Annotated in this window: 13 protein-coding genes and 2 tRNA genes; 6 read left to right on the forward strand and 9 right to left on the reverse strand. The window is 63.6% G+C overall.

Annotated features, from left to right (window positions below; translation table 11 throughout):
- Nucleotides 1–3: 3 nt before the first annotated feature.
- The 6 genes from HKD46_RS02280 to HKD46_RS02305 all read right to left on the reverse strand — a co-directional run bounded on the left by HKD46_RS02280 (nucleotide 4) and on the right by HKD46_RS02305 (nucleotide 5482).
- Nucleotides 4–1173 carry an ABC transporter substrate-binding protein gene (locus HKD46_RS02280; protein ID WP_161469599.1) on the reverse strand — a complete coding sequence of 390 codons (1170 nt, stop codon included), beginning with the start codon at nucleotides 1171–1173 and terminating at the stop codon, nucleotides 4–6.
- Between the two features lie 19 nt (nucleotides 1174–1192).
- Nucleotides 1193–3349 (reverse strand): FAD-dependent oxidoreductase, encoded by a 2157-nt coding sequence (locus HKD46_RS02285; protein WP_171864870.1) that lies wholly within the window; start codon nucleotides 3347–3349, stop codon nucleotides 1193–1195.
- Complete coding sequence (locus HKD46_RS02290; protein ID WP_161469597.1) at nucleotides 3346–3921, reverse strand: carboxymuconolactone decarboxylase family protein; 576 nt, start codon at nucleotides 3919–3921, stop codon at nucleotides 3346–3348. Before HKD46_RS02290 ends, HKD46_RS02285 begins: the two co-directional genes overlap by 4 nt.
- Nucleotides 3911–4621: a DUF1499 domain-containing protein gene (locus tag HKD46_RS02295; protein ID WP_041212718.1), complete on the reverse strand. Its 711-nt coding sequence runs from the start codon at nucleotides 4619–4621 to the stop codon at nucleotides 3911–3913. The genes HKD46_RS02290 and HKD46_RS02295 overlap by 11 nt, the downstream gene beginning before the upstream one ends.
- A 127-nt stretch (nucleotides 4622–4748) precedes the next feature.
- Nucleotides 4749–5027 (reverse strand): peptidylprolyl isomerase, encoded by a 279-nt coding sequence (locus tag HKD46_RS02300; protein WP_039039827.1) that lies wholly within the window; start codon nucleotides 5025–5027, stop codon nucleotides 4749–4751.
- Nucleotides 5028–5086: 59 nt separating this feature from the next.
- Nucleotides 5087–5482 carry a hypothetical protein gene (locus HKD46_RS02305; RefSeq protein ID WP_043154193.1) on the reverse strand — a complete coding sequence of 132 codons (396 nt, stop codon included), beginning with the start codon at nucleotides 5480–5482 and terminating at the stop codon, nucleotides 5087–5089.
- Between the two features lie 536 nt (nucleotides 5483–6018).
- Here HKD46_RS02305 and HKD46_RS02310 point away from each other — a divergent pair.
- A complete protein-coding gene (locus tag HKD46_RS02310) occupies nucleotides 6019–7794 on the forward strand; it encodes an autotransporter assembly complex family protein (RefSeq protein WP_171864871.1) in 1776 nt (591 codons plus the stop codon).
- Between the two features lie 76 nt (nucleotides 7795–7870).
- On the forward strand, nucleotides 7871–11644 hold the full coding sequence (locus HKD46_RS02315; protein WP_171864872.1) for a translocation/assembly module TamB domain-containing protein: 3774 nt from the start codon (nucleotides 7871–7873) through the stop codon (nucleotides 11642–11644).
- Between the two features lie 210 nt (nucleotides 11645–11854).
- Here HKD46_RS02315 and HKD46_RS02320 read toward each other — a convergent pair.
- Nucleotides 11855–11939: transfer RNA gene (locus HKD46_RS02320), tRNA-Tyr, on the reverse strand.
- Between the two features lie 31 nt (nucleotides 11940–11970).
- Nucleotides 11971–12055: transfer RNA gene (locus HKD46_RS02325), tRNA-Tyr, on the reverse strand.
- A gap of 126 nt (nucleotides 12056–12181) precedes the next feature.
- Here HKD46_RS02325 and HKD46_RS02330 point away from each other — a divergent pair.
- Complete coding sequence (locus tag HKD46_RS02330) at nucleotides 12182–12694, forward strand: VC2046/SO_2500 family protein (protein ID WP_171864873.1); 513 nt, start codon at nucleotides 12182–12184, stop codon at nucleotides 12692–12694.
- A gap of 63 nt (nucleotides 12695–12757) precedes the next feature.
- Here HKD46_RS02330 and hpf read toward each other — a convergent pair whose 3' ends face one another.
- A complete protein-coding gene (hpf, locus tag HKD46_RS02335) occupies nucleotides 12758–13090 on the reverse strand; it encodes a ribosome hibernation-promoting factor, HPF/YfiA family (protein WP_010674126.1) in 333 nt (110 codons plus the stop codon).
- Between the two features lie 392 nt (nucleotides 13091–13482).
- Here hpf and HKD46_RS02340 point away from each other — a divergent pair, with 392 nt between their 5' ends.
- From HKD46_RS02340 to HKD46_RS02350, 3 genes are all read left to right on the forward strand, one after another.
- Nucleotides 13483–16002 carry an EAL domain-containing protein gene (locus tag HKD46_RS02340; protein WP_171864874.1) on the forward strand — a complete coding sequence of 840 codons (2520 nt, stop codon included), beginning with the start codon at nucleotides 13483–13485 and terminating at the stop codon, nucleotides 16000–16002.
- 83 nt (nucleotides 16003–16085) lie between these two features.
- Complete coding sequence (locus HKD46_RS02345; protein WP_171864886.1) at nucleotides 16086–18002, forward strand: transglycosylase SLT domain-containing protein; 1917 nt, start codon at nucleotides 16086–16088, stop codon at nucleotides 18000–18002.
- A 178-nt stretch (nucleotides 18003–18180) separates the two neighbouring features.
- A complete protein-coding gene (locus HKD46_RS02350) occupies nucleotides 18181–19179 on the forward strand; it encodes a LacI family DNA-binding transcriptional regulator (protein ID WP_039038828.1) in 999 nt (332 codons plus the stop codon).
- The last annotated feature ends 162 nt before the right edge of the window (nucleotides 19180–19341 follow it).

The raw sequence follows: 19341 nt of genomic DNA on the forward strand, positions 1-19341 counted from the left end.
GGATCAGTGGCCGTAGCGCTCGGCCCAGGCCGCTTCCAGCCGCGTCTGCCAGCTGGGATGGGGCTCTGCCACTCCCTTGAAGCGCAATGCCGGACGGGTCTGGCCTGGCAGCGCCTCCTGGCGCAGCACGCTGGGATCCCCCCAGAAGGCGGGGTCGCTCTTGCGCGCCTGGGCGGCGGGGCTCAGCAGGAAGTTGACCACCACCTTGGCCCCGGCCCGGGCGGAGGCATTGAAGGGGATGGCGAGGAAATGGCTGTTGGTGAGCGCCCCTTTTTCCATGGCGATGGCCTTGACGGTGGGGGGCAGGGTGCCGTTTTGCACCGAACTCTGGGCTTCCCCCGGGTTGAAGCTGATGGCCATGGCCAGCTCGCCGTCATCGAGCAACTGCCTGGTCTCGGCTGCGCCGGTGGGGAAGAGCCTGCCCTTTCGCCAGAGCGCGGGGTGAAGCTGGTCGAGCCAGGCCCAGAGAGGGGCGGTGATGCGAAGGAAGTCGGCATCGGTCGCCTCCCGATAGAGGGGCGCCGGATCCGGTGTCAGCTCCAGCAGGATCTGCTTGAGAAAGCTCGAGCCGTGAAACTGGGGAGGCTTGGGGTAGGTGAAGCGGCCGGGGTGAGCCTTGGCCCAGGCCAGCAGGGCGGCCGCCGAGATGGGAGGTGTGTCTACCTGGTCGTCATCCACCATCAGATTGAGCTGGCCTATGCCCCAGGGGGCCTCCAGCCCCTCGACCGGCACGGTGAAGTCCTCACTCACCGGCAGGGCGGTGTCCACCAGGACCATGTTGGGCAGCTCGTCGGTAAAGGGAGCCCCCAGCAGCCCCTGCTCCTTGAGCGCCTTGAAGTTCTCGCCGTTGACCCAGAGCAGGTCGATGGGGCCGTTCGACGTCTTGCCAGTCTGTTTGCCGGCCAGCAACTGGCTCACGCTCTGGGCGATGTCATCCACCTTCACCTGCACCAGCTCGACCTGGTACTGGCGAGCGATCTCCTGCCTGGCCCACACCAGGTAGGCGTTGATCTCGGGGCTGCCCCCCCAGGCGTTGAAGTAGACGGTCTGCCCCCTGGCGGCCAGCAAGGTCTGCTGCCACGATGCGTCATTGGCGTGGAGCGGGGAGGCCAGCAGCAGGGGGACAGCGGCTATCAGGGGACGGAGCAGGGCGCGAAGTCGGGTCTTGAACATGATGGTTGCCTCGTCAGAGTCAGGCGCCGCGGCGCCAGCGGTGATAACGGGCCAGCAGCGCCAGCAGGCGCCCGGGCTGGCGGGCACGGCGCCAGGCGCCAGCCACGTACTTGTTCCCCTCCATCAGGGTGGGGTAGGGGTGAACGGTGGCGAGGATCTTGCCAAGTCCCAGGCGGTGGCGCATGGCGAGAGCAAACTCGGCGATCCGCTCGCCGGCGTGAGCACCCACTATGGTGGCCCCGAGTATCCTGTCACGGCCCGGCACCGTCAGCACCTCGACAAAGCCCCCTGACTCGCCGTCGGTGATGGCTCTATCCAGCTCGGCCATCTCGAAGCGGGTCGACTCGAAGGGGATGCCTCGGGCATGAGCCTCTTTCTGGTTGAGGCCGACCCTGGCTATCTCCGGACTGGTATAGGTGGCCGCCGGCATGACCCTGTAGTCTGCCCGAAAGCGCCTGAACTGGCCAAAGAGGGCGTTGATGGCGGCATACCAGGCCTGATGGGCGGCAAAATGGGTGAACTGGTAGGGGCCGGCAACGTCCCCCACCGCCAGGATGCTGGGGTAGTTGGTGGCGAGGAAGCCGTCGATGGCCAGGGTGCCGCCGGGGGCCAGTTCAACCCCCAGCGCCTCCAGCCCGAAACCGCTCACGTTGGCCTCCCGGCCAAGGGCCAGCAGCAGCTGGTCCCCCTCAACCACCAGCGTCTCGTCCCCCCGGCGCAGGTACAGCCGGATGGGCAGGTTGGCGCCTTTACCGTCCATATACCCGGCCGAGGTAGCCTGCCAGCCGAGGTGCAGGGTGACGCCGTCGTGCTCCAGCTGCGCGGCCAGGGCCCCGGCGACGTCCCTATCTTCCCGGGGCAGCAGCTGAGGGCCTTGCTCCACCAGGGTGACGGGGATACCGAGCAGGGCCAGGCTCTGGGCCAGCTCGCAGCCGATGGGGCCTCCTCCCAGCACCAGCAGATGGCGGGGGGGCTCGCGCAGTCGCTGCCAGAGGGTGTCGGAGGTGAGGTAGGGAACCCTGTCCAGCCCCGGCAGTGCGGGCACCCGGGGGCGGGCGCCGGTGGCGATCACGATATGACGGCTGGTCAGGCGCTTGCCGTTGACCTCCACCTCCCAGGGGGAGGTGACTCGCGCCCGCCCCTGGATGCACTCCACCCCGAGTCCTTCATAGCGCGCCACCGAGTCGTGGGGTTCGACCTCCTCGATGACCCGGGCGACCCGCGCCATCACGGCGGCGAAGTCGGCGCGGCTCTGGCTCGGGGTAAAACCAAGCTCCCCGGCCTTGCGCTGTTCAATGGCGAAGCGGGCGCTTCGGATCAGCGCCTTGGAGGGGACGCAGCCGGTATGGAGGCAATCCCCCCCCATCCTGTGCTGCTCGATGAGGGCCACTCTGGCTTTCACCGCGGCGGCGATGTAGCTGGTGACCAGGCCTCCGGCGCCGGCACCTATCACCAGCAGGTTGTAGTCAAAGTGCGCCGGCTTGCGGTAGGGGGCGTGCAACCGGTAGAGGGCGAGACGGCGCTGCAAGGCACGCATCAGCCAGGGCATCAGGCCGAGCAGGGTCAGGGCGGCCAGCAGGCCGGGGGAGAAGAGGTTGCCTGTGCTGGTGAGGGTCGCCAGCTCGCTCCCCGCCAGCACGTAGACGAGGGTGCCCGGCAGCATGCCGAGCTGGCTGACCCAGTAGTAGGTGCTGACTCTGATGGGGGTGAGCCCCATCACCAGGTTGACCAGAAAGAAGGGGAAGAGGGGGATGAGGCGCAGGCTCAGCAAATAGAAGGCCCCCTCCTTTTGCATGCCGGCCTGAACGCTCGCCAGCTTGTCGCCAAAGCGTGTCTCGACCCAGTCCCGCAGCAGGAAGCGGGCGCTGAGAAAGGCCAGGGTGGCGCCGAGGGAGCTGGCAAAGGAGACCAGCAAGAGCCCCCACAGGATGCCGAAGACGGCGCTGCCCGCCAGGGTGAGCAGGGCAGCCCCCGGCAGGGAGAGGGCGGTGGTGAGCACATAGATCACCAGAAACAGCAGGCTGGCTGCGACAACATGGCGGTCGACCCAAAGGGCCAGGCGCTCCTGATGAGCCTGCAACTGGGTGAGGCTCAGATAGTGGTCAAGGTCGAGGGCAAAGAAGGTGCCGACCAGGACCCCCATCGCCAGCAACAGCAGCAGGCGTGCCCTGTTCATCCCTGCCCCTTGTCGAGGGGACTCTCGGGTTGCACCGGCAACTGGCAGAACCCCTGGGGAGCGATGTCGAGAGCGGCATTGAACTTGGCGGACATGTTCTGGAAGGCGATGAGGCCGGTGAGCTCCACCAGGGCGTCGTCATCGAACCAGGGCTTGAGGCGGGCGGCCTGCTCGTCGCTCACGCCATCCAGCCCGGTCATGGCCTCGGCATAGTCCAGCACGGCCCGTTCCCGCTCGTCGAACAAGGGGCTGTCGCGCCACCGGGCCAGCGCCTCCACCTTGTCGCTGGAGCCTGCCCGCTTGACGAGGGTCATGGCGTTGATGTCGACACAGAAACGACACCAGTTGAGCTGGGAGACCCGCACCGTCACCAGGGAGCGCAGCACGGGGTCGATGGGGGAGCGCTTGCGGTTGATGACGCCGTAGAGGGTGGCGACCGCGGCGAACAGCCTGGGGGAGCGCCCCCAGCACTTGCCCGGGATCAGTACCTGACCGTAGTTGCGTTTCTGCAGCCAGAAGAAGGGGCGGATGAACCAGGCGTAGGCCCGGTCCGGTTTGACCTCAATGCGCATCTTGTTCCTCTTTGAGCTTCTCCATCTTGGGCTTGTAGGCCCCGCCCAGGCGCTCGTTCAACCGATTCAGGAAATCGATGATCCGTGCCCGGTTGACCCCCAGATCGCTGCGCCCCTGGCGCGAGGCGGAGCGCATGTCGATACGGGTCTCTTTGGGCCCGGCAAAGACCCGCAGGGCCACGTCATCCTGAAACCCGAACCAGCCGGTGGTGACGACGGCATCGATACCCTCGCTGCCCGGGTGAACCTGCCAGCCCAGCTCCGTCATCAGTTCCTCGGCTTCCGCGAGCACTTCGACCGGGGATGCCCGGGTATAGAGAGGACCGGGGTTGCCTGGAAATAGTTGCAGGGGCGGGGGGGAGACCGGGAGATCCTCCGGGCTTCTGAGCTGCTCGGCCCACTGGAGCCGTGGCGGATGGTAGGGATCCGTGCTGACGTCGTTGGTGAGGGGGGAGCGCAGCGCCTGGACGAGAAACAGCAGGGGCAACAGCAGGGGAGCAATGCCCCAGATATCCGGCCAGAGGTTGGTGGTGCGGCGATAGCGCCAGGGCAGGCGCAGCAGCAGCACGAGGCTGAGGAGGGCGCTGGCGAGACAGAGGATGAAGCCGAGCCACCAGGGCCAGAGATGGGCGCGGCTGCCAAGAGCCCCACAAAGGGGCAATAGCCAGGTCAGCAGCGGCCACCACAAAGAGCTGTGCATAAGAGGGATCCACGGGTCAGGATGGAACTATGCCCAGAAGGATAAACTTAATTGCCTGATAACGTTAGTAAATGATCATCAATCCCAGGCGTGCGGCTCAGAGAACCGATGGCCTCGTCGCCCTGGATCAGTTGCGATAGAGCACCTTGATGAGGTGGAAGCCGAACTTGGTGCGCACCGGCCCCAGCACGGTCAGCAGCTCCCCCTTGAACACGGCATCGTCGAAGGACTTGACCATGTCCCCCTTGGAGAACTCTCCCAGATCGCCGCCACGCTTGCCGGAAGGGCAGGTGGAGAAACGCTTGGCCATCTGGCTGAAATCGGCGCCCTTGGCGAGCTTCTCCTTGATCTCCAGACACTGTTTCTCGGTCTTGACCAGGATGTGCTGGGCACAGGCTTTTTTCATCGGAATGCTCCTCGGCGAGGGGAAAGGGGGCGCAAGATTACTGCAATTGCGCCTCCGCGTCAGCCCCTCGGGCGCGAGACCCGGCTCCGGGGGCCGGCGGCCAGGGGGACCCTGGCCCGGGATTGCCAGAGGATCTCCAGCCCCAGCAGGGCATAGAGGCTCCAGATGGCCAGGGGGTTGAGCCAGTTGCCTCCCATCTGCAGGGTGGCCAGGGCTGCGCTCACCAGCAGCAGGACTATGCCGGGCAGGCGCCAGTGGGCAGACAGGGGGGCGAGCAGGGCCATGCCCAGCAGCAGGGCCAGGCCAAAGGGCAGATTGAGCGCGGTGAAGGCGAGGGCCTGCTGGCCGTTCATGCCGGTCAGCAATGCCAGCAGGGCGCTGCAGCAGGCCAGGAAGGTGATGAACTCGAGTCGGTCGGCGATGTAGTCAGCCAGTTGTTCGCTACGTAGGTGCATGGGGTCTCTCCTGCGATGATTGGGATCAGTGTGGGACAGGCAGGAGCGCAGGGGCAGCGGGATAAATCGATTGAATTGAACGAAGCTTTAGTGCCATCTATTCAAGTGATTGATTTAAACTTATTTTCCTGTTCAATAGCAGGCAGGGCGGGGAAGAGGGCACGGAGCAAGTCGAGGGGGACGGGTTGACGAAACCCGCCGGATGCGGGGTGTCCGACAAGGGTTGTCGCGACGAGCCGGACCCTGCTGCCAGCCCAAGGCCGCCAGGGGAGATCCGGCGTGGCGGGGTCGGTGGTGGCGTTTTGTTCGCCCCTTGCCCGGATTGTGCGCAGTTTGGCTCCTCACACCCGGCTGGCTCCTTGCTGGGCCGAAGCGATCCCCGCACCGGGGGCGGCAGAGCGGCACGCAAAGGGGCCCCGAGCGTGGGATTTCGCCGTCGTGATTATGCTAGGATGAGCGGCACTCGCCCGGGATGAGTCTCGGTATCGTACTAAATAACACAATCTTTAAATCATGTTATTCGGGGAAAATGACGTTTGACAGGATGCTATCCTACTTTTCTCACCGGGAGCACTTCATCCGGGCGATCCCGTCGCCCCGGGCCCGGTCTCTTGCTGCTCGCCCTCGCTCTCTGGCTGATGGCGATGCCCGCCATGGCGGCCAAGTTGACCTACCAGATCAAGGGGGTCAGGGGAGAGCAGAAAGACAACGTCGAGGCCTACCTCAACGCCCTGCCCGTCTATCAGGAACGCCAGTACCGCCCCGCCCGCGCAAAGATCACCGAGAGCGTACAGAAGGCGCTGCAGGTCTATGGTTACTACCAGCCCAAGATCACCCTGAACCGCGACAAGAAGACGCCCGCCAAGGTGGTGATCGAGATTGAGCGGGGGGAACCCGTGATCATCTCGCGCCTCGACATCCTGCTGGAAGGGGATGCGGGGAGCGACGAGGTGTACAGCGAGCTGCTGGACAAGCTGCCCCTGAAGGAGGGAGATCCCCTCAACCACGGCAAATATGAATCCATCAAGGCGGATCTCGGCAGTCTGGGGCTGGCCCGCGGCTATTTTGACGCCAAGATCAGCAAGAGCCAGGTCAAGGTTTTCCCGGAACAGGGCAAGGCGGAGATCTACATCCTGTTTCGCTCTGGCCCGCGCTACCATTTCGGCGAGATCCGCTATGACGCGACGCCGGAGGCACTGCACCTTATTCGCCCGCTCATCAACATCAAGAGCGGCGACCCCTATCTGGCGATCCGTCTGGCGGAGATGTCCCAGGATGTCTCCTCCACCAAGCAGTTCAAGCAGGTGGACATCAAACCCCTGATCAGCCAGGCCGAGGGCAACCGGGTGCCGGTGCAGGTGACCCTCTCCAACCGGGTCGATCACGAAATTGAGACCGGTATCGGTTATGCCACGGACGTGGGGCCGCGCCTGAGTGCCACCTGGGAGAAACCCTGGGTGAACCGCTATGGTCACCGCCTCTCCAGCACCGCCAAGATCTCGGCGCCGGAAGCGGAGCTCAGCTTCGACTACCAGATCCCGGTGGGCAACCCGCTGCGGGATTACTACTCCCTGCAGGCGGGCTATCAATACACCGACAACAACGACACCCGCTCCGATCTGGCCACCTTCGGGGTGCACCGCTGGACACGCCGACCGGAGAGCTGGGACAGAGACGTCTTTGTGCGCCTGGAGAACGAGCGCTACGTCCAGGGTCAGGACGAGGGGAACAGCCTGCTGCTGATCCCCGGCGTCTCCTGGTCACGGCTGCGGGTGCGCGGCGGTCTGGTGCCGGATTGGGGGGATCGCCAGCAACTGACGATGGAGTTCTCGAGCCCCTACTGGGGGTCCGACATCAGCTTCATGCGGGTGTGGGGGCGCAGCAAGTGGCTGCGCACCCTGGGCGAAGATCACCGTTTCCTGATGCGGGCCGAACAGGGGGCCATCGTCGGGGATGATTTCTCCCTGGTCCCCCCCTCCCTGCGCTTCTTCACCGGCGGCGATCAGACGGTCCGGGGCTACGGTTACGAGACCATTTCGCCACGGGGGGACGATGGCAAGCTGACCGGCGGGCGCTACGCCAGCGTCGGCAGCCTGGAGTACAACTACCGCTTCAGCGAGAAGTGGCTCGGTGCCCTGTTCGTGGACGCCGGGACCGCCACCGTCGACTACAGCGAGGCCTGGAAGATAGGCACCGGGGTCGGGGTGCGCTGGGTCACCCCCATCGGTCAGGTCAGGCTCGATCTGGCGGTGGGCATCTCCGAGGAGGACAAGCCGCTGCGGCTGCACTTCGCGCTGGGGCCGGAACTATGACCCGGCAACCAGGCGCACATCCTCTTCTTTCTCTTTTCTGGCCGCTGCGGCTGCTTTCCTTGCAGGGGTCTGCATCGTGATCTGGGTAAAACGCATTTTCTTGTGGCTCATGGGCCTCTTCTTCCTGCTGCTCATCGGCGTCAGCCTGCTGGGCTTCACCCATCAGGGCAACAAGTGGTTGTGGCAACAGGCCAGAGCCGCGCTGCCCTCCCTCAAGGGGGAGCTGGTGGCGGGGCAACTCGGGTATGGCTGGACCTTCGAAGGGGTTGGCTGGCAGGACGAGCTGGTGGATGTCACCGTGGAGCGGGCCGTGCTGGACTGGGATCTGGGCAAGCTCCTGCAGGGCAAGCTCTGGATCAAGTCTCTGGCGGTGACTCGCCCCGTGGTCCGGGTGGCGGAGTCCGAGCCGGTGCCGGAAGAGCCGTCGGAGCCCTTCGTCTGGCATCCGTTGCCGCTCAAAATCCAGGTCGACAGCCTCAAGGTTGCCGATCTCGATGTGGCGGTGCCCGGCGTGACGATCACCCTCAAGGATCTGGACATTGGCGCCGCCCTGGATCGCGCCGGGCTCATCGTGCGCGGCCCCGTGCTCGATGGCCTGAACGTGGTGGTGGCACCGTCCCCGGTGGAGGCGGCCAGTGACAAGGGCGCCAAACCGGCGGATGAGAAAAGCGCCACCCTGGCGGCCGGCGAGGGCAAGGCTGCCCCCGGTGACAAGACGCAGGCCGCAAGCAAGCCCGAGCCCATGGTGCTGCCGGCGGTGCGACTGCCTTTCCCCATCCAGCTGGAGGGGCTGAAAGCCACGGCGTTCCGTTATCAGCAAGGTGAGCTGGTGGAGGGGCTAGACAACCTGTTGCTGTCGGCCACCGCCGAGGAGGAGCGCATCGACATCCGGGAGCTCTCCTTGCGCCATGCCATGGCGGATCTGGCCTTGCGTGGTCAGGTGCGCCTGCACGAGGATTACCCCCTCGCCCTGACCCTGGATGCCAAGGCGCGTCAAGGGCTGCTGGACGGGGAGCTCAAGGGGGAGCAGGTCAATCTCGTCCTGGACGGTTCTGTGGGCAAGCTTGGGCTGGCACTCAAGGCCAAGGGGCCGGTGGGCGCCAATCTCAAAGGATCCCTCGCGGCCCTCGACCCGGATCTGCCCTTCGATCTGGCGCTGGACTGGAAGAGCCTCGCCTGGCCCCTGCACAAGCCCGCCAAGGATGAGCCCAGCTATCGGCTGGACAAGGGCACCCTGAGCGCCAAGGGCAAGCTCTCCGGTTACCAGTTTGCGCTCAACACCGCCGGCAAGGGGACCGATGTGCCCCCCTTCAAGGTGGCGCTCTCGGGCAAGGGGGATCTCAACCAGCTGAGCCGCATCGAGCTGCTGCTGGGGGCCCTCAAGGGGGAGCTCAAGCTCGACGGCAAGCTTGCCTGGAGCAAGGGGGTCCAGTGGCAGGGGACGACCGAATTCAAGGGGATCAACCCGGCGGAGCTGGTGCCCGAGATCAAGGGGGCACTGGCGGGCAAGATCACCAGCCGCTTCGATCTGGATGAGGCGGGCCACTGGCAGCTGGCCCTGCCCGAGCTCAAGGTGGATGGCAAGCTCAACCAGTATCCCCTGGCCTTGCAGGGCAGGCTCAGCGGCAACGACATGATGGAGTGGACCATCCCGGCCCTGGCGCTGCAAAGCGGCCCCAACCGGCTGCAGGCCAAAGGCTCGCTCACGACCCAGGCCTGGAAGCTGGATGCGGATCTGGATGCGCCCAAGCTTGGGGGTATCTACCCGGGTCTGGGAGGGGACATCAAGGGCCAGGTGCGCGTCACCGGCAACCAGCAGGCGCCGCGCGTGAATGCCGACCTGGTGTCGGGCCGACTCGCCTACGCGGGCACCGTCCTCAAGGAGACCGTCATCAAGGCCAACGCCCTGGTCGGGGAGAAGCCCGCCGGTGAGGTGGCGGTGACGGTGGCGAGCCTGGCGCAGGGGGAGACCAAGCTCTCGCAAATCGCCCTGAACCTGAGCGGCGATCTCGAGCGCCACGGGCTCACCTTGACCATGAAGGGGGATCCCCTGGCGGCAGACCTCAGCCTGAATGGCAGCCTGCGCGGTGACCACTGGCGTGGCGCCCTTGCCGAGCTGAAGCTCAAGACTCCCCTCAAGCGCTGGGCGCTGACCGCCCCCTGGTCTCTGGACCTGGATCTGCCGAAACAGCAGTTGACCATGGGGGATCTCTGCCTCGCGTCCCAGAAGGCCAGTCTCTGCGTCAAGGGGAGCCGGATAGCCCAGTCCCAGGGCAATCTGGAATTTGCCCTGAACGAATTTGATCTCAAGCGGCTGCGCCCCTGGTTGCCGGACAATTTCCGCTGGCAGGCGGTGCTGTCGGCCGACGGGCGCGCCAGCTGGCGCGGCAACCAGCCGACCCTGCACGCCACCGTGCGTACCACGCCTGGGACCTTCGTCGCCGACGAACTCAAGACCGACTACCAGCGCCTCGAGCTCGGGATCGACTTCGAGCGCCAGCAGGCCGCCATCCGGGTCGATTTCGCCTCCGAGCAGATCGGCAACATCGACACCGATCTGCTGATCCGGGATCCCGCCGGCCGCGGCAACCTCGGCGGTCAACTCAGGTTTGACGATCTGAAGCTGGCGACCTTTGCGCCCCTCATTCCCGAAGTGCGCTCCCTGCAAGGGGTCATCTCGGCGGATGCCCGCTTCGACGGTACCCTGGCTGCCCCCCTGCTGTATGGCGAGCTGAACCTGAAGGAGGGGGAGGTTCAGACCCACTCCGACATGGTGACCCTCTCCAAGCTGGTGACCCGCCTCAAAATAGAAGGCAACCGGGCCGAACTCGACGGCTCCATGATGGTGGGCAAGGGCCCCCTGGTGCTGGGGGGCTGGCTGAGCTGGGCCCAGCAGCCGGTGACTGGCAGCCTCACCATTCAGGGCAAGGAGTTGGAAGCCCAGTACCCGGGCATGGGCCGGGTCAGGGTGACACCTGACATCGCCATCTCTCTCGGGGAGGAGACCAGGGTGACCGGTCAGGTGGACATCCCCTGGTCGCGCATCCTGGTCAAGAGCCTGCCAGACAGCGCGGTAGCGGTCTCCGATGACGTCACCGTCATCTACGACGATCTGCCGCCGGTCCCCAAGGCGGCACCGCTGCCCATGGAGATCAGGCTCGCCATCCGGCTCGGGGACGACGTCCGCCTCGAAGCCATGGGACTCAAGACCAAGGTGGGAGGGGCCCTCAACATTCGCCAGGATCCCTCCAAGCCGCTCTCGGGCAACGGGCAACTGGAGCTCAGGGACGGGCGCTTCAAGGCCTATGGCCAGAACCTCATCATCAAGGAGGGGCGGATCCTCTTCTCCGGCCCCATTGATCAGCCCTATCTCAACATCGAGACCTATCGGGATCCGGACACCATCGAGGACAACGTGACCGTCGGGGTGCGGGTGACGGGGCCGGCCACCAAGCCGAAGATCACCGTCTATTCCGAGCCGCAGATGGCGCAGTCCGAACAGCTCTCCTATCTGTTGCGGGGCAAGGGATTGCAGACCAGCGGCGAGGATGGCGGCTTCAACGGCCTGCTGGTGGCGGGGGCCGTGAGCCAGGCGAGCGGCGTGGTCTCCAGCATCGGGGAGTCCCTCGGCATGAGCGACGTGGTCCTCGATACCGCAGGCAGTGGTGATGACACCCAGGTGACCATGTCGGCCTACCTGCTGCCCGGCTTGCAGTTCCAGTACGGGGTCGGGGTGTTCAGCCCCATCGCCGAATTCAAGCTGCGCTACGAGCTGATGCCAAGGCTCTATCTGCAGGCCATGAGCGGGGTGGCCCAGGCGGTGGATATCTTCTATCGCTTCACCCTGTAAGGGGGCGCGGATGACAAGACAGATACCTGGGGGGGACGCTTATCCCCCTCTGCCCGACCTGCCGATGACTGCTGTTGTAGGTAGGTTCGGGGTGAGAGCGTGCATATATTGACGGGAGGCCTGGCCTCCCGTTTTTTTTTGTAGAGAAGAAGGGGATTTGTGGAAGGCAGAAAAGCGAAAACCCGGCATAAGGCCGGGCTTTCTGAAAGATGGTGGAGGGAGAAGGATTCGAACCTTCGAAGGCAGAGCCGTCAGATTTACAGTCTGATCCCTTTGGCCGCTCGGGAACCCCTCCACGGGGCATGACCTGATTGTGCGCACTTGAATGGTGGAGGGAGAAGGATTCGAACCTTCGAAGGCAGAGCCGTCAGATTTACAGTCTGATCCCTTTGGCCGCTCGGGAACCCCTCCCCAAGTGCGAGGCGCATACTAACAGATCTGTCGCGCTTGTGAACCCCTCTGCCGGGATTTTTAATGCTTAAAGGATCGGGTTGATGGCCGATAAGCAATGAAACCTTCATTTCCAAGATTTATCTCATGCTGCCCAGTGCGATTCGTGACCGCTTGCTCGTGGATGAGGCCCAGTTGGGCCAACGGCTCAACCAGGATCTCCGTGCGGGGGACCGTGCCGACTTCAGGCTGCACCTGGCGCTGCTGACCGATGCGGTGGAAGAGCAGCCCTGGTTTGATGCCCCGCCCAAGCCTGCGTCGGGTGAGCTGGATTGGCGCTCCCGTTTCGGTCTGATGCCCCGGGCGTCCCTGCAAGGCGGGGTGGAAGAGAGCGATGCCACCAGCCTCAACGAGCGTCTGCAACAGGGTGGGTGCATGACGGATGTGAGACTCTGGCTGGCGCTGCGCTCCCCGCCACTGGTGAGCCGAACACCCGCGCTGGATCCCGCGGTGTACGACAACCTCTCGGCACTGGGTCGCGAGCGCTGGCAGGCCCGACCTATGGGCGCTGACCCCAGGGAGGAGGCTCCGCTGCTGATGCTGCCGCTGCTCGATGAGCTTGCGCAAGGGGTGGATGCCAGGCTGCGCTGGCTGGGGTGACGGCACGGTAGAATGCAAAAAGGCGGGATGACCCGCCTTTTGCTTTATGAATGGTGAACCTTGTCAGGCGTCTGCCTCGTCCGGTTGGGGCACTTCCTTGCCGGCGGCACGACGGGCGATGGGTTTTTCTGTGTGACGGTTGAGCTGGCGTTCCAGCTTCTGGCCCAGGTCCGTGATGGCGGCATAGAGATCCTCGTGCTCTGCCTGCGCAAACAGTTTGCCGTTGGGAATGCCGATAGTGGCTTCGACGATATACATCAAACGCTCTTTGGAGATGATCACATGGGGTGTGATAAGAGGCACCTGAAGACGCTCGAGCTTTTCAAAACGGGATTCAATGCGCTCGCGGATGGCTGGGGTGATGTCGATGATTTTACTGGTCATTTCGATTTTCATAATGGCCCCCTTCGGGTCGTCTTGCTTGTGTCTTCACCTCCAGATTACCCATGTCGCCAAATCAAAATGTGATCTGTGTCACGAAAAATCCCCTTGGGAATCCCGCTGTCCATAAATTGTGAGCTTTTCCCGTTTCATGCCAAAAACCGCTTGAGCTCAGTGAAACAGGCAGGCAGTATCAGCAAATAGGATCGTTTCTGTCCCCCCTCGGCAGCGCCTTGTGTCGACCCGATGTTTGGTTTTTGCCGCATAGTCTCGAATTTTCTCCACCCACATCGCCTCATCGCATCGCAAAATCATTGCCATGCGCCGGTGGAGATATGCGCGCAAACGGATATGCTTTTCTGCAGGAGTCGGGGTGGATAACGTGGTTGTAGTGGTTGGAGTCGTAGATGAAGCAGCAAGCCACCCAGATGATGTGGTTTTATGATCGGCAGCATGGGCAATGGAGCCTGTCTGATCATGTCTCTTGTGAACCCTGGGCAGGGGAGGGAGCCCACCCCTGGGCCACCCAACTTGAGCGGGAAGATGAAGCGGGTTTCGCCGATTTTCTTGCAAGACTCCACGATTCCGGCCAGCCTGGCCAGTTCATCGGTCACCTGCGCGATGAGGACGGCAAGGTACACCATGCGCTCTGGTACGGTCAGTATGTGCCTGCACAGGGGCTCTGTTGTGGCTGGCTTGCCCCCCTCGAAATGATGCATCGCGAGATGGATCGCGCCAACTCCCCCGCAGGCGTGACACCGCCGCTTCCCATGTTGCAGGCCCCCTTGCTGGCCAAGCTGGCGCAGGCGCTCTCCGCCAAGACGGGGCTCGATTTTTGCCAGACCCTGGTCAACGAGCTGGCCCATATCCTGGGAGCCACTGCCGTCTGGCTGACGGAGCGGGTTGGTCTCGACAGGCTGAGAGTGCTGGCGAGCCACGGCATCGACGTCAAGGAGTATGCCCTCTGTGACATGCCCTGCCAGCAGCTCTATCGCCAGGGGGCCTCCTGCGCGGTCCCCGTGAGTGAACCCCTGACCGGGTATCCTGACCTGCCCCCGTGCCAGCACTATTACGCCCAGCCGCTGCTCGATCGCAACGGTCAGATCCTGGGCCATCTTGCCCTGCTGTTCCCGAGCCAGACCCGGACCACGGATCTGGACTCCGTCCTGACCATCTTCTCGGTGCGCATGGTGGCCGAGCTGGAGCGCCTGCAAAGCGATGCCCTGATGCGGCTGTCTGCGGTGGCCTTTGAAACTCACGAAGGGATCATCATCACGGATCCCGAGTTCAAGATCCTGCGGGTCAATTACGCCTTCAGCCAGATCACCGGCTTTGACAACCAGGGGGTGATTGGTCTGCATCTTGGCAACGATCTCTGGTCGGGGCTGGGAGGGCTGGGTTACGAGCTCAACGCCCTGGATCGCTGGCAGGGGGAAACCCTGCGCCTGCACGCCGACGGTCACGCCTATCCCCAGTGGGAGATCGTCACGCCGGTGCAGGATGAGAAGGGGGGGATCAGCCACTATGTCATCTTCTTCGAGGATATTTCCGAGCGCAAGGCGGCGGAGCGCCGCATCCAGGATCTCGCCTTCTATGACGAGCTGACCGGCCTGCCCAATCGCCGTCAGCTGCACGAAACCCTGACCCAGGCGTTCACCGATGCAAATCGCAGTCACCTTATCGGGGCCCTGCTGTTCATCGATCTCGACCACTTCAAGACCATCAATGATTCCCTGGGTCACGCCACCGGCGACTGGCTGCTCAAGGAGGTGGCCAGCCGTCTCAAGCGGCTGGTGCGCCAGGGGGATTGTCTGGCCCGTCTCGGCGGCGACGAGTTCGTGTTGTTGCTGCCAGCGCTCTCCATCAGCCCGCCCCAGGCGGAGATGCAGGCCGACCTCATCGCGGAGCGGCTGATCGGGGAGATCGCCGCCCCCTATGATTTCAGAGGTCAGGTGCTGCACATCGGCGCCAGTGTCGGCATCACCCTCTTCCCCGGTCGGGAGCAGGAGGCGGGGGATCTGCTCAAGCAGGCTGACACCGCCATGTATCAGGCGAAATCGGCGGGCCGCAAGACCCGGCGCTTCTTCGATGCCTCCATGCAGTTGCAGGCCGACCGGCGTCTGCACATTCACAACGAGCTGCGCAGTGCCCTCGACAATGGGGAGCTGACTCTCCACTACCAGCCCCAGCATATGGTGGCGGGGGGGGAGATCATCGGTGTCGAGGCACTGATCCGCTGGCAACCCCCCGGGCGTGCCCTGGTGTCGCCTGCCGAGTTCATCCCCATTGCCGAGGAGACGGATCTCATTGTCGACATCGGCAACTGGGTATTGCACGAAGCCTGTACCCAGTACGTCTCCTGGGAGGAGAACGGGATCCACGTCCCCCAGCTGTCGGTCAACGTGAGCGCCAAACAGTTCCATGCTCCCGACTTTGTCGATCGCATTCACGACGTGCTGGCTGCCACCGGCATGGATCCCGCCTGCCTCAACCTGGAGATCACCGAGTCGGTGGTGCTGGGTCATGCGGAAGACACCATCAGCAAGATGGCGGAACTCAAGACCCTGGGCATCAGCTTTGCCATCGACGACTTCGGGGCGGGGTACTCTTCCCTGAGCTACCTCAAGCGGCTGCCGGCTGACGAGCTCAAGATCGACCGCTCTTTCATCCAGGACATTCCCAAGGATGGTGACAACATGGCCATCGTCGAGGCCGTGATCGCCATGGCCCGCCACATGGGGTTCAACGTGACGGCGGAGGGGGTGGAGTCCCGCCAGCAACTGGAGTTTCTGCAGGCACAGGGCTGCCATTTCTTCCAGGGATACCTCGCCTCCAAGCCGCTTCCTGTTCCCTACCTTGAACGCTATGTCAGCCGCCAGGTACGCGGTGATCGCCCCGTCTGCACCGATAAAAATAGTGTGGCGTAGCCCCCGTGCTTAGCGGGTAGAATGAAGGTATGTCACCACCGCACTTTGGCGGTGGTTATGTCTTCAAGGGGAGAATGCCATTCGTGAAAGTCGTGCAGGGAATCATCTTGTCTGCGCTCTGGATGCCGGGGCTGTTGGCTCCTGCCTTCGCGCAGACCATGGAGCAGTCTCTCTATCGCCAGGCCCATGAGGCCGTGCGTGCCAATGATCAGGTCAAATTCAGCCAGCTTCGGGCACGCCTGATCCACTATCCGCTGTTGCCCTATCTGGATTACTACCAGCTTGCGTTCCGTCCCGGGGCGGCAGACTACAACGATGTGACCCGCTTCATCCGCCAGCACGGGGACACCCCCCAGTCCAACCGGCTCGAGCGCAGCTATCTCACCTATCTTGCCCAGAGCCAGCAGTGGTCCCAGTTCCTGCGCTTCTATCCAGCCAAGCCAAGCTCCACCGATCTGCTCTGTCAGCACTATCAGGCCCGCTACTACACGGGGCACCAAAGTGAAGCCCTGCAGGAGGCAGGCAAGCTCTGGTTGAGCGGTCAGTCCAGGCCCGATGCCTGCGATCCCCTGTTCCAGCTCTGGCAGCAAGCGGGTCTGCGTACTCAGGAGAAGATCTGGGAGCGCATGAACCTGGCTTTCGAGGCCCAGAACCCCAACCTCATTCGCCACCTCGGTGCCCAGCTCGGCAGCGGCATGAAGGGGTATGGCGATCAGATGATCGCCCTGTATGACCAACCCGTGCGGGCGATGAATCCGGCCAACTTCACGGCGGCGCCCCCGTCACGGCATCTGCTCTCCCTGGGGCTGGCCCGCTACGCCAACCAGGAGCCCGACGCGGTTCTGCGCCAGCTGGGGGAGATGACCCGTCGCTTCGGCCTGAACCATGCCGAGGTGAATCGGGTGGAGAAGGCGGCCGCCCGCCGCCTGTTGTTGGACCGCTCTTCTGACCAGCGTGCCTGGCTGGATACGGCCCTGGTGCGGCTCAAGGATCCGGAGCTGGTGGAGCTGCGGGCCCGTCTTGCCATTTGGGAGCAGGATTGGCGCGGCCTCGAAGGCTGGGTCAAGCGGATGCCCATGGGGCTGCGAAAAGAGGATCGCTGGCGTTACTGGATGGCGCGCTCGCTGGAGAAACAGGGGCGGCAGAAACCGGCGCGGGACCTCTATCTCGAGACTGCGAACCTGCGCGGCTTCTACGGCTTCATGGCGGCCCAGCGCACCGGTGTGCCCTATCGCATGAAGAACCAGAGCGTGGCGCACAAGGTGCCGGACTGGCAAAGTGCCAGTCGCCGTTGGCCCTTCCTGCTGCGGGTGCGTGAACTGCTGGCGATGAACGAGATCACGGCGGCCCGCTCTGAGTGGATCCACAACATGGATCGCAACAGCGTGGCCCAGCGTCTGGAGTTTGGTCACATCGCCCTCAACCAGGGCTGGCACGAGCTGGCGATCCTCTCCAGCATCCGTGCCGAGGCCTGGGATGCGCTGGATCTGCGCTTCCCGCTGCCCCTCAAGCGCACCTTCTCCCAGATGGCACAAGAGCGCACCATGAACACCAGTCTGCTCTACGCCATCTCCCGTCAGGAGAGCGCACTCTATCCCCTGGCCCAGTCACCGGTCGGGGCGCGGGGGTTGATGCAGTTGATGCCTGCCACCGCGAAAGAGACGGCCGGCAAGCTTGGGGTGCCCTATCGCAATGAGCAGCAACTGTTCGACCCGGCCATGAACATTCGACTTGGCAGCGCCTACCTCAAGCGCCTGCTGGATGTGTATGACGGCAACCGGATCCTTGCGGCGGCGGCCTACAATGCGGGTCCTGGCCGGGTCAAGCGCTGGCGCGAGCAGAGCAACAACAAGCCGATGGATGTCTGGGTGGAGAGCATCCCCTATCGGGAGACGCGCAACTATGTCCAGAACGTGCTCTCTTTCGATCTCATCTATCAACACAAGCTGCAGCAGCCTTTGCGTTTCATGTCGGAACGCGAGCTGAATCACGCCTATTGAGTTCGGGGGGCAGTCGTTGTGGCGGCTGCCTCCCATTCTTGCCCCAGAATGGTTATCATCCCTTAAGCTTTGTTACAAAAGGAAACCTGCCAGGTGATCGGGCGCCGCGTCTTGGTCTGTCAGGTTCGATACAATGCCCGATCATCACTAACAGGCTTTTCCAACAAAGGAATCGAGAGTGGCAACGATCAAAGATGTGTCTCAGCTGGCGAATGTCTCCATTTCGACAGTGTCTCGAGTGATCAACAACACGGCGCAGGTGGCGCCCGAGAAGCGCGAGGCTGTCCTCGCGGCCATGAAGGAGCTCAGCTTTCGTCCAAACAGCTTCGCCCAGGCCCTGGTGAGCAAGCGCTCCAACTGTATCGGTGTGCTGGTGGGGGATCTGTGTGGCGGCCCCTTCTTCGCCCAGATGATGCGCGGCATCGAAAGCATGGTCGACAAGGCGAACAAGTTCACCATCGTGGTGTCCGGCAACCACGACGCGACCCGTGAGCGGCACGCCATCCAGGCGCTGCTGCAGCGCCAGTGCGATGCCCTGATCCTTCACAGCAAGGCGCTGCCTGACGAAGAGCTCAGCGAGCTGGCGTCGGGCACGACCCCCATCGTCTTCATCAACCGTCAGGTGCCAGGCTGCGAGGATCGCTGCGTCTGGCTGGACAACCAGGCCGGCATCACCACGGCTTGCCAGCATCTGCTGGACGCGGGACATCGCAAGATTGCCTTCGTCACCTCCGATGACGAGGAGTTTGTGGATGGTCAGCAGCGGATGGCCGGCTATCGCTTCGCCCTGCAACGGGCAGGTATCGAGCTGGATCCTGCCCTCATCGGCCGTGCCTATGCCGATGAAAAAGGTGGCTATGTGGCCATGAGCGAGCTGCTGGCGCGCGGCGTCGAGTTCAGCGCTGTGCTTGGTTTCAACGATGCCATGGTGGCGGGGGCCATCTCCTGTCTGCTGGAGCGGGGTTACAAGATCCCCCAGCAGGTCTCTGTGGTCGGTTTTGATGACATCCCCTATGCCCGATACATCTATCCCAAGCTCACCACGGTACGTTACCCCATCGAGGAGATGGGAGAGCGTGCCGCTGAGCTGGCCCTGAGGCTGCTGGATCACAAGCCGGTAGAGGGGCTGGCGCTCAAATTCGAAGCCGAACTGGTACGGCGGGAATCTGTGGCCTGAGTTATGAAGTTGGCCCCGTGCGGGTCGACTTTTTTGCATAACAGTGAAAGCGCTTTCAGAAATCCTTTTCAACTGTGATCCGCTTCAAAGCTTTTTGACCGCGCTGCCACTAGGATAGGGCCACGAATTAGGAGCGTGCGCTCCCGATTTTCCCGCTGTGGG

This window comes from Aeromonas sp. TW 6, from assembly GCF_013168745.1.
Lineage (GTDB): Bacteria > Pseudomonadota > Gammaproteobacteria > Enterobacterales > Aeromonadaceae > Aeromonas > Aeromonas caviae.

Coding starts and splice junctions, on each gene's coding strand:
- HKD46_RS02280 (WP_161469599.1), bottom strand. CDS start 1,173: ATGTTCAAGACCCGACTTCGCGCCCTGCTCCGTCCCCTGATAGCCGCT.
- hpf (WP_010674126.1), bottom strand. CDS start 13,090: ATGAAAATCGAAATGACCAGTAAAATCATCGACATCACCCCAGCCATC.
- HKD46_RS02340 (WP_171864874.1), top strand. CDS start 13,483: ATGAAGCAGCAAGCCACCCAGATGATGTGGTTTTATGATCGGCAGCAT.
- HKD46_RS02290 (WP_161469597.1), bottom strand. CDS start 3,921: ATGCGCATTGAGGTCAAACCGGACCGGGCCTACGCCTGGTTCATCCGC.
- HKD46_RS02305 (WP_043154193.1), bottom strand. CDS start 5,482: ATGCACCTACGTAGCGAACAACTGGCTGACTACATCGCCGACCGACTC.
- HKD46_RS02330 (WP_171864873.1), top strand. CDS start 12,182: ATGCTGCCCAGTGCGATTCGTGACCGCTTGCTCGTGGATGAGGCCCAG.
- HKD46_RS02295 (WP_041212718.1), bottom strand. CDS start 4,621: ATGCACAGCTCTTTGTGGTGGCCGCTGCTGACCTGGCTATTGCCCCTT.
- HKD46_RS02285 (WP_171864870.1), bottom strand. CDS start 3,349: ATGAACAGGGCACGCCTGCTGCTGTTGCTGGCGATGGGGGTCCTGGTC.
- HKD46_RS02300 (WP_039039827.1), bottom strand. CDS start 5,027: ATGAAAAAAGCCTGTGCCCAGCACATCCTGGTCAAGACCGAGAAACAG.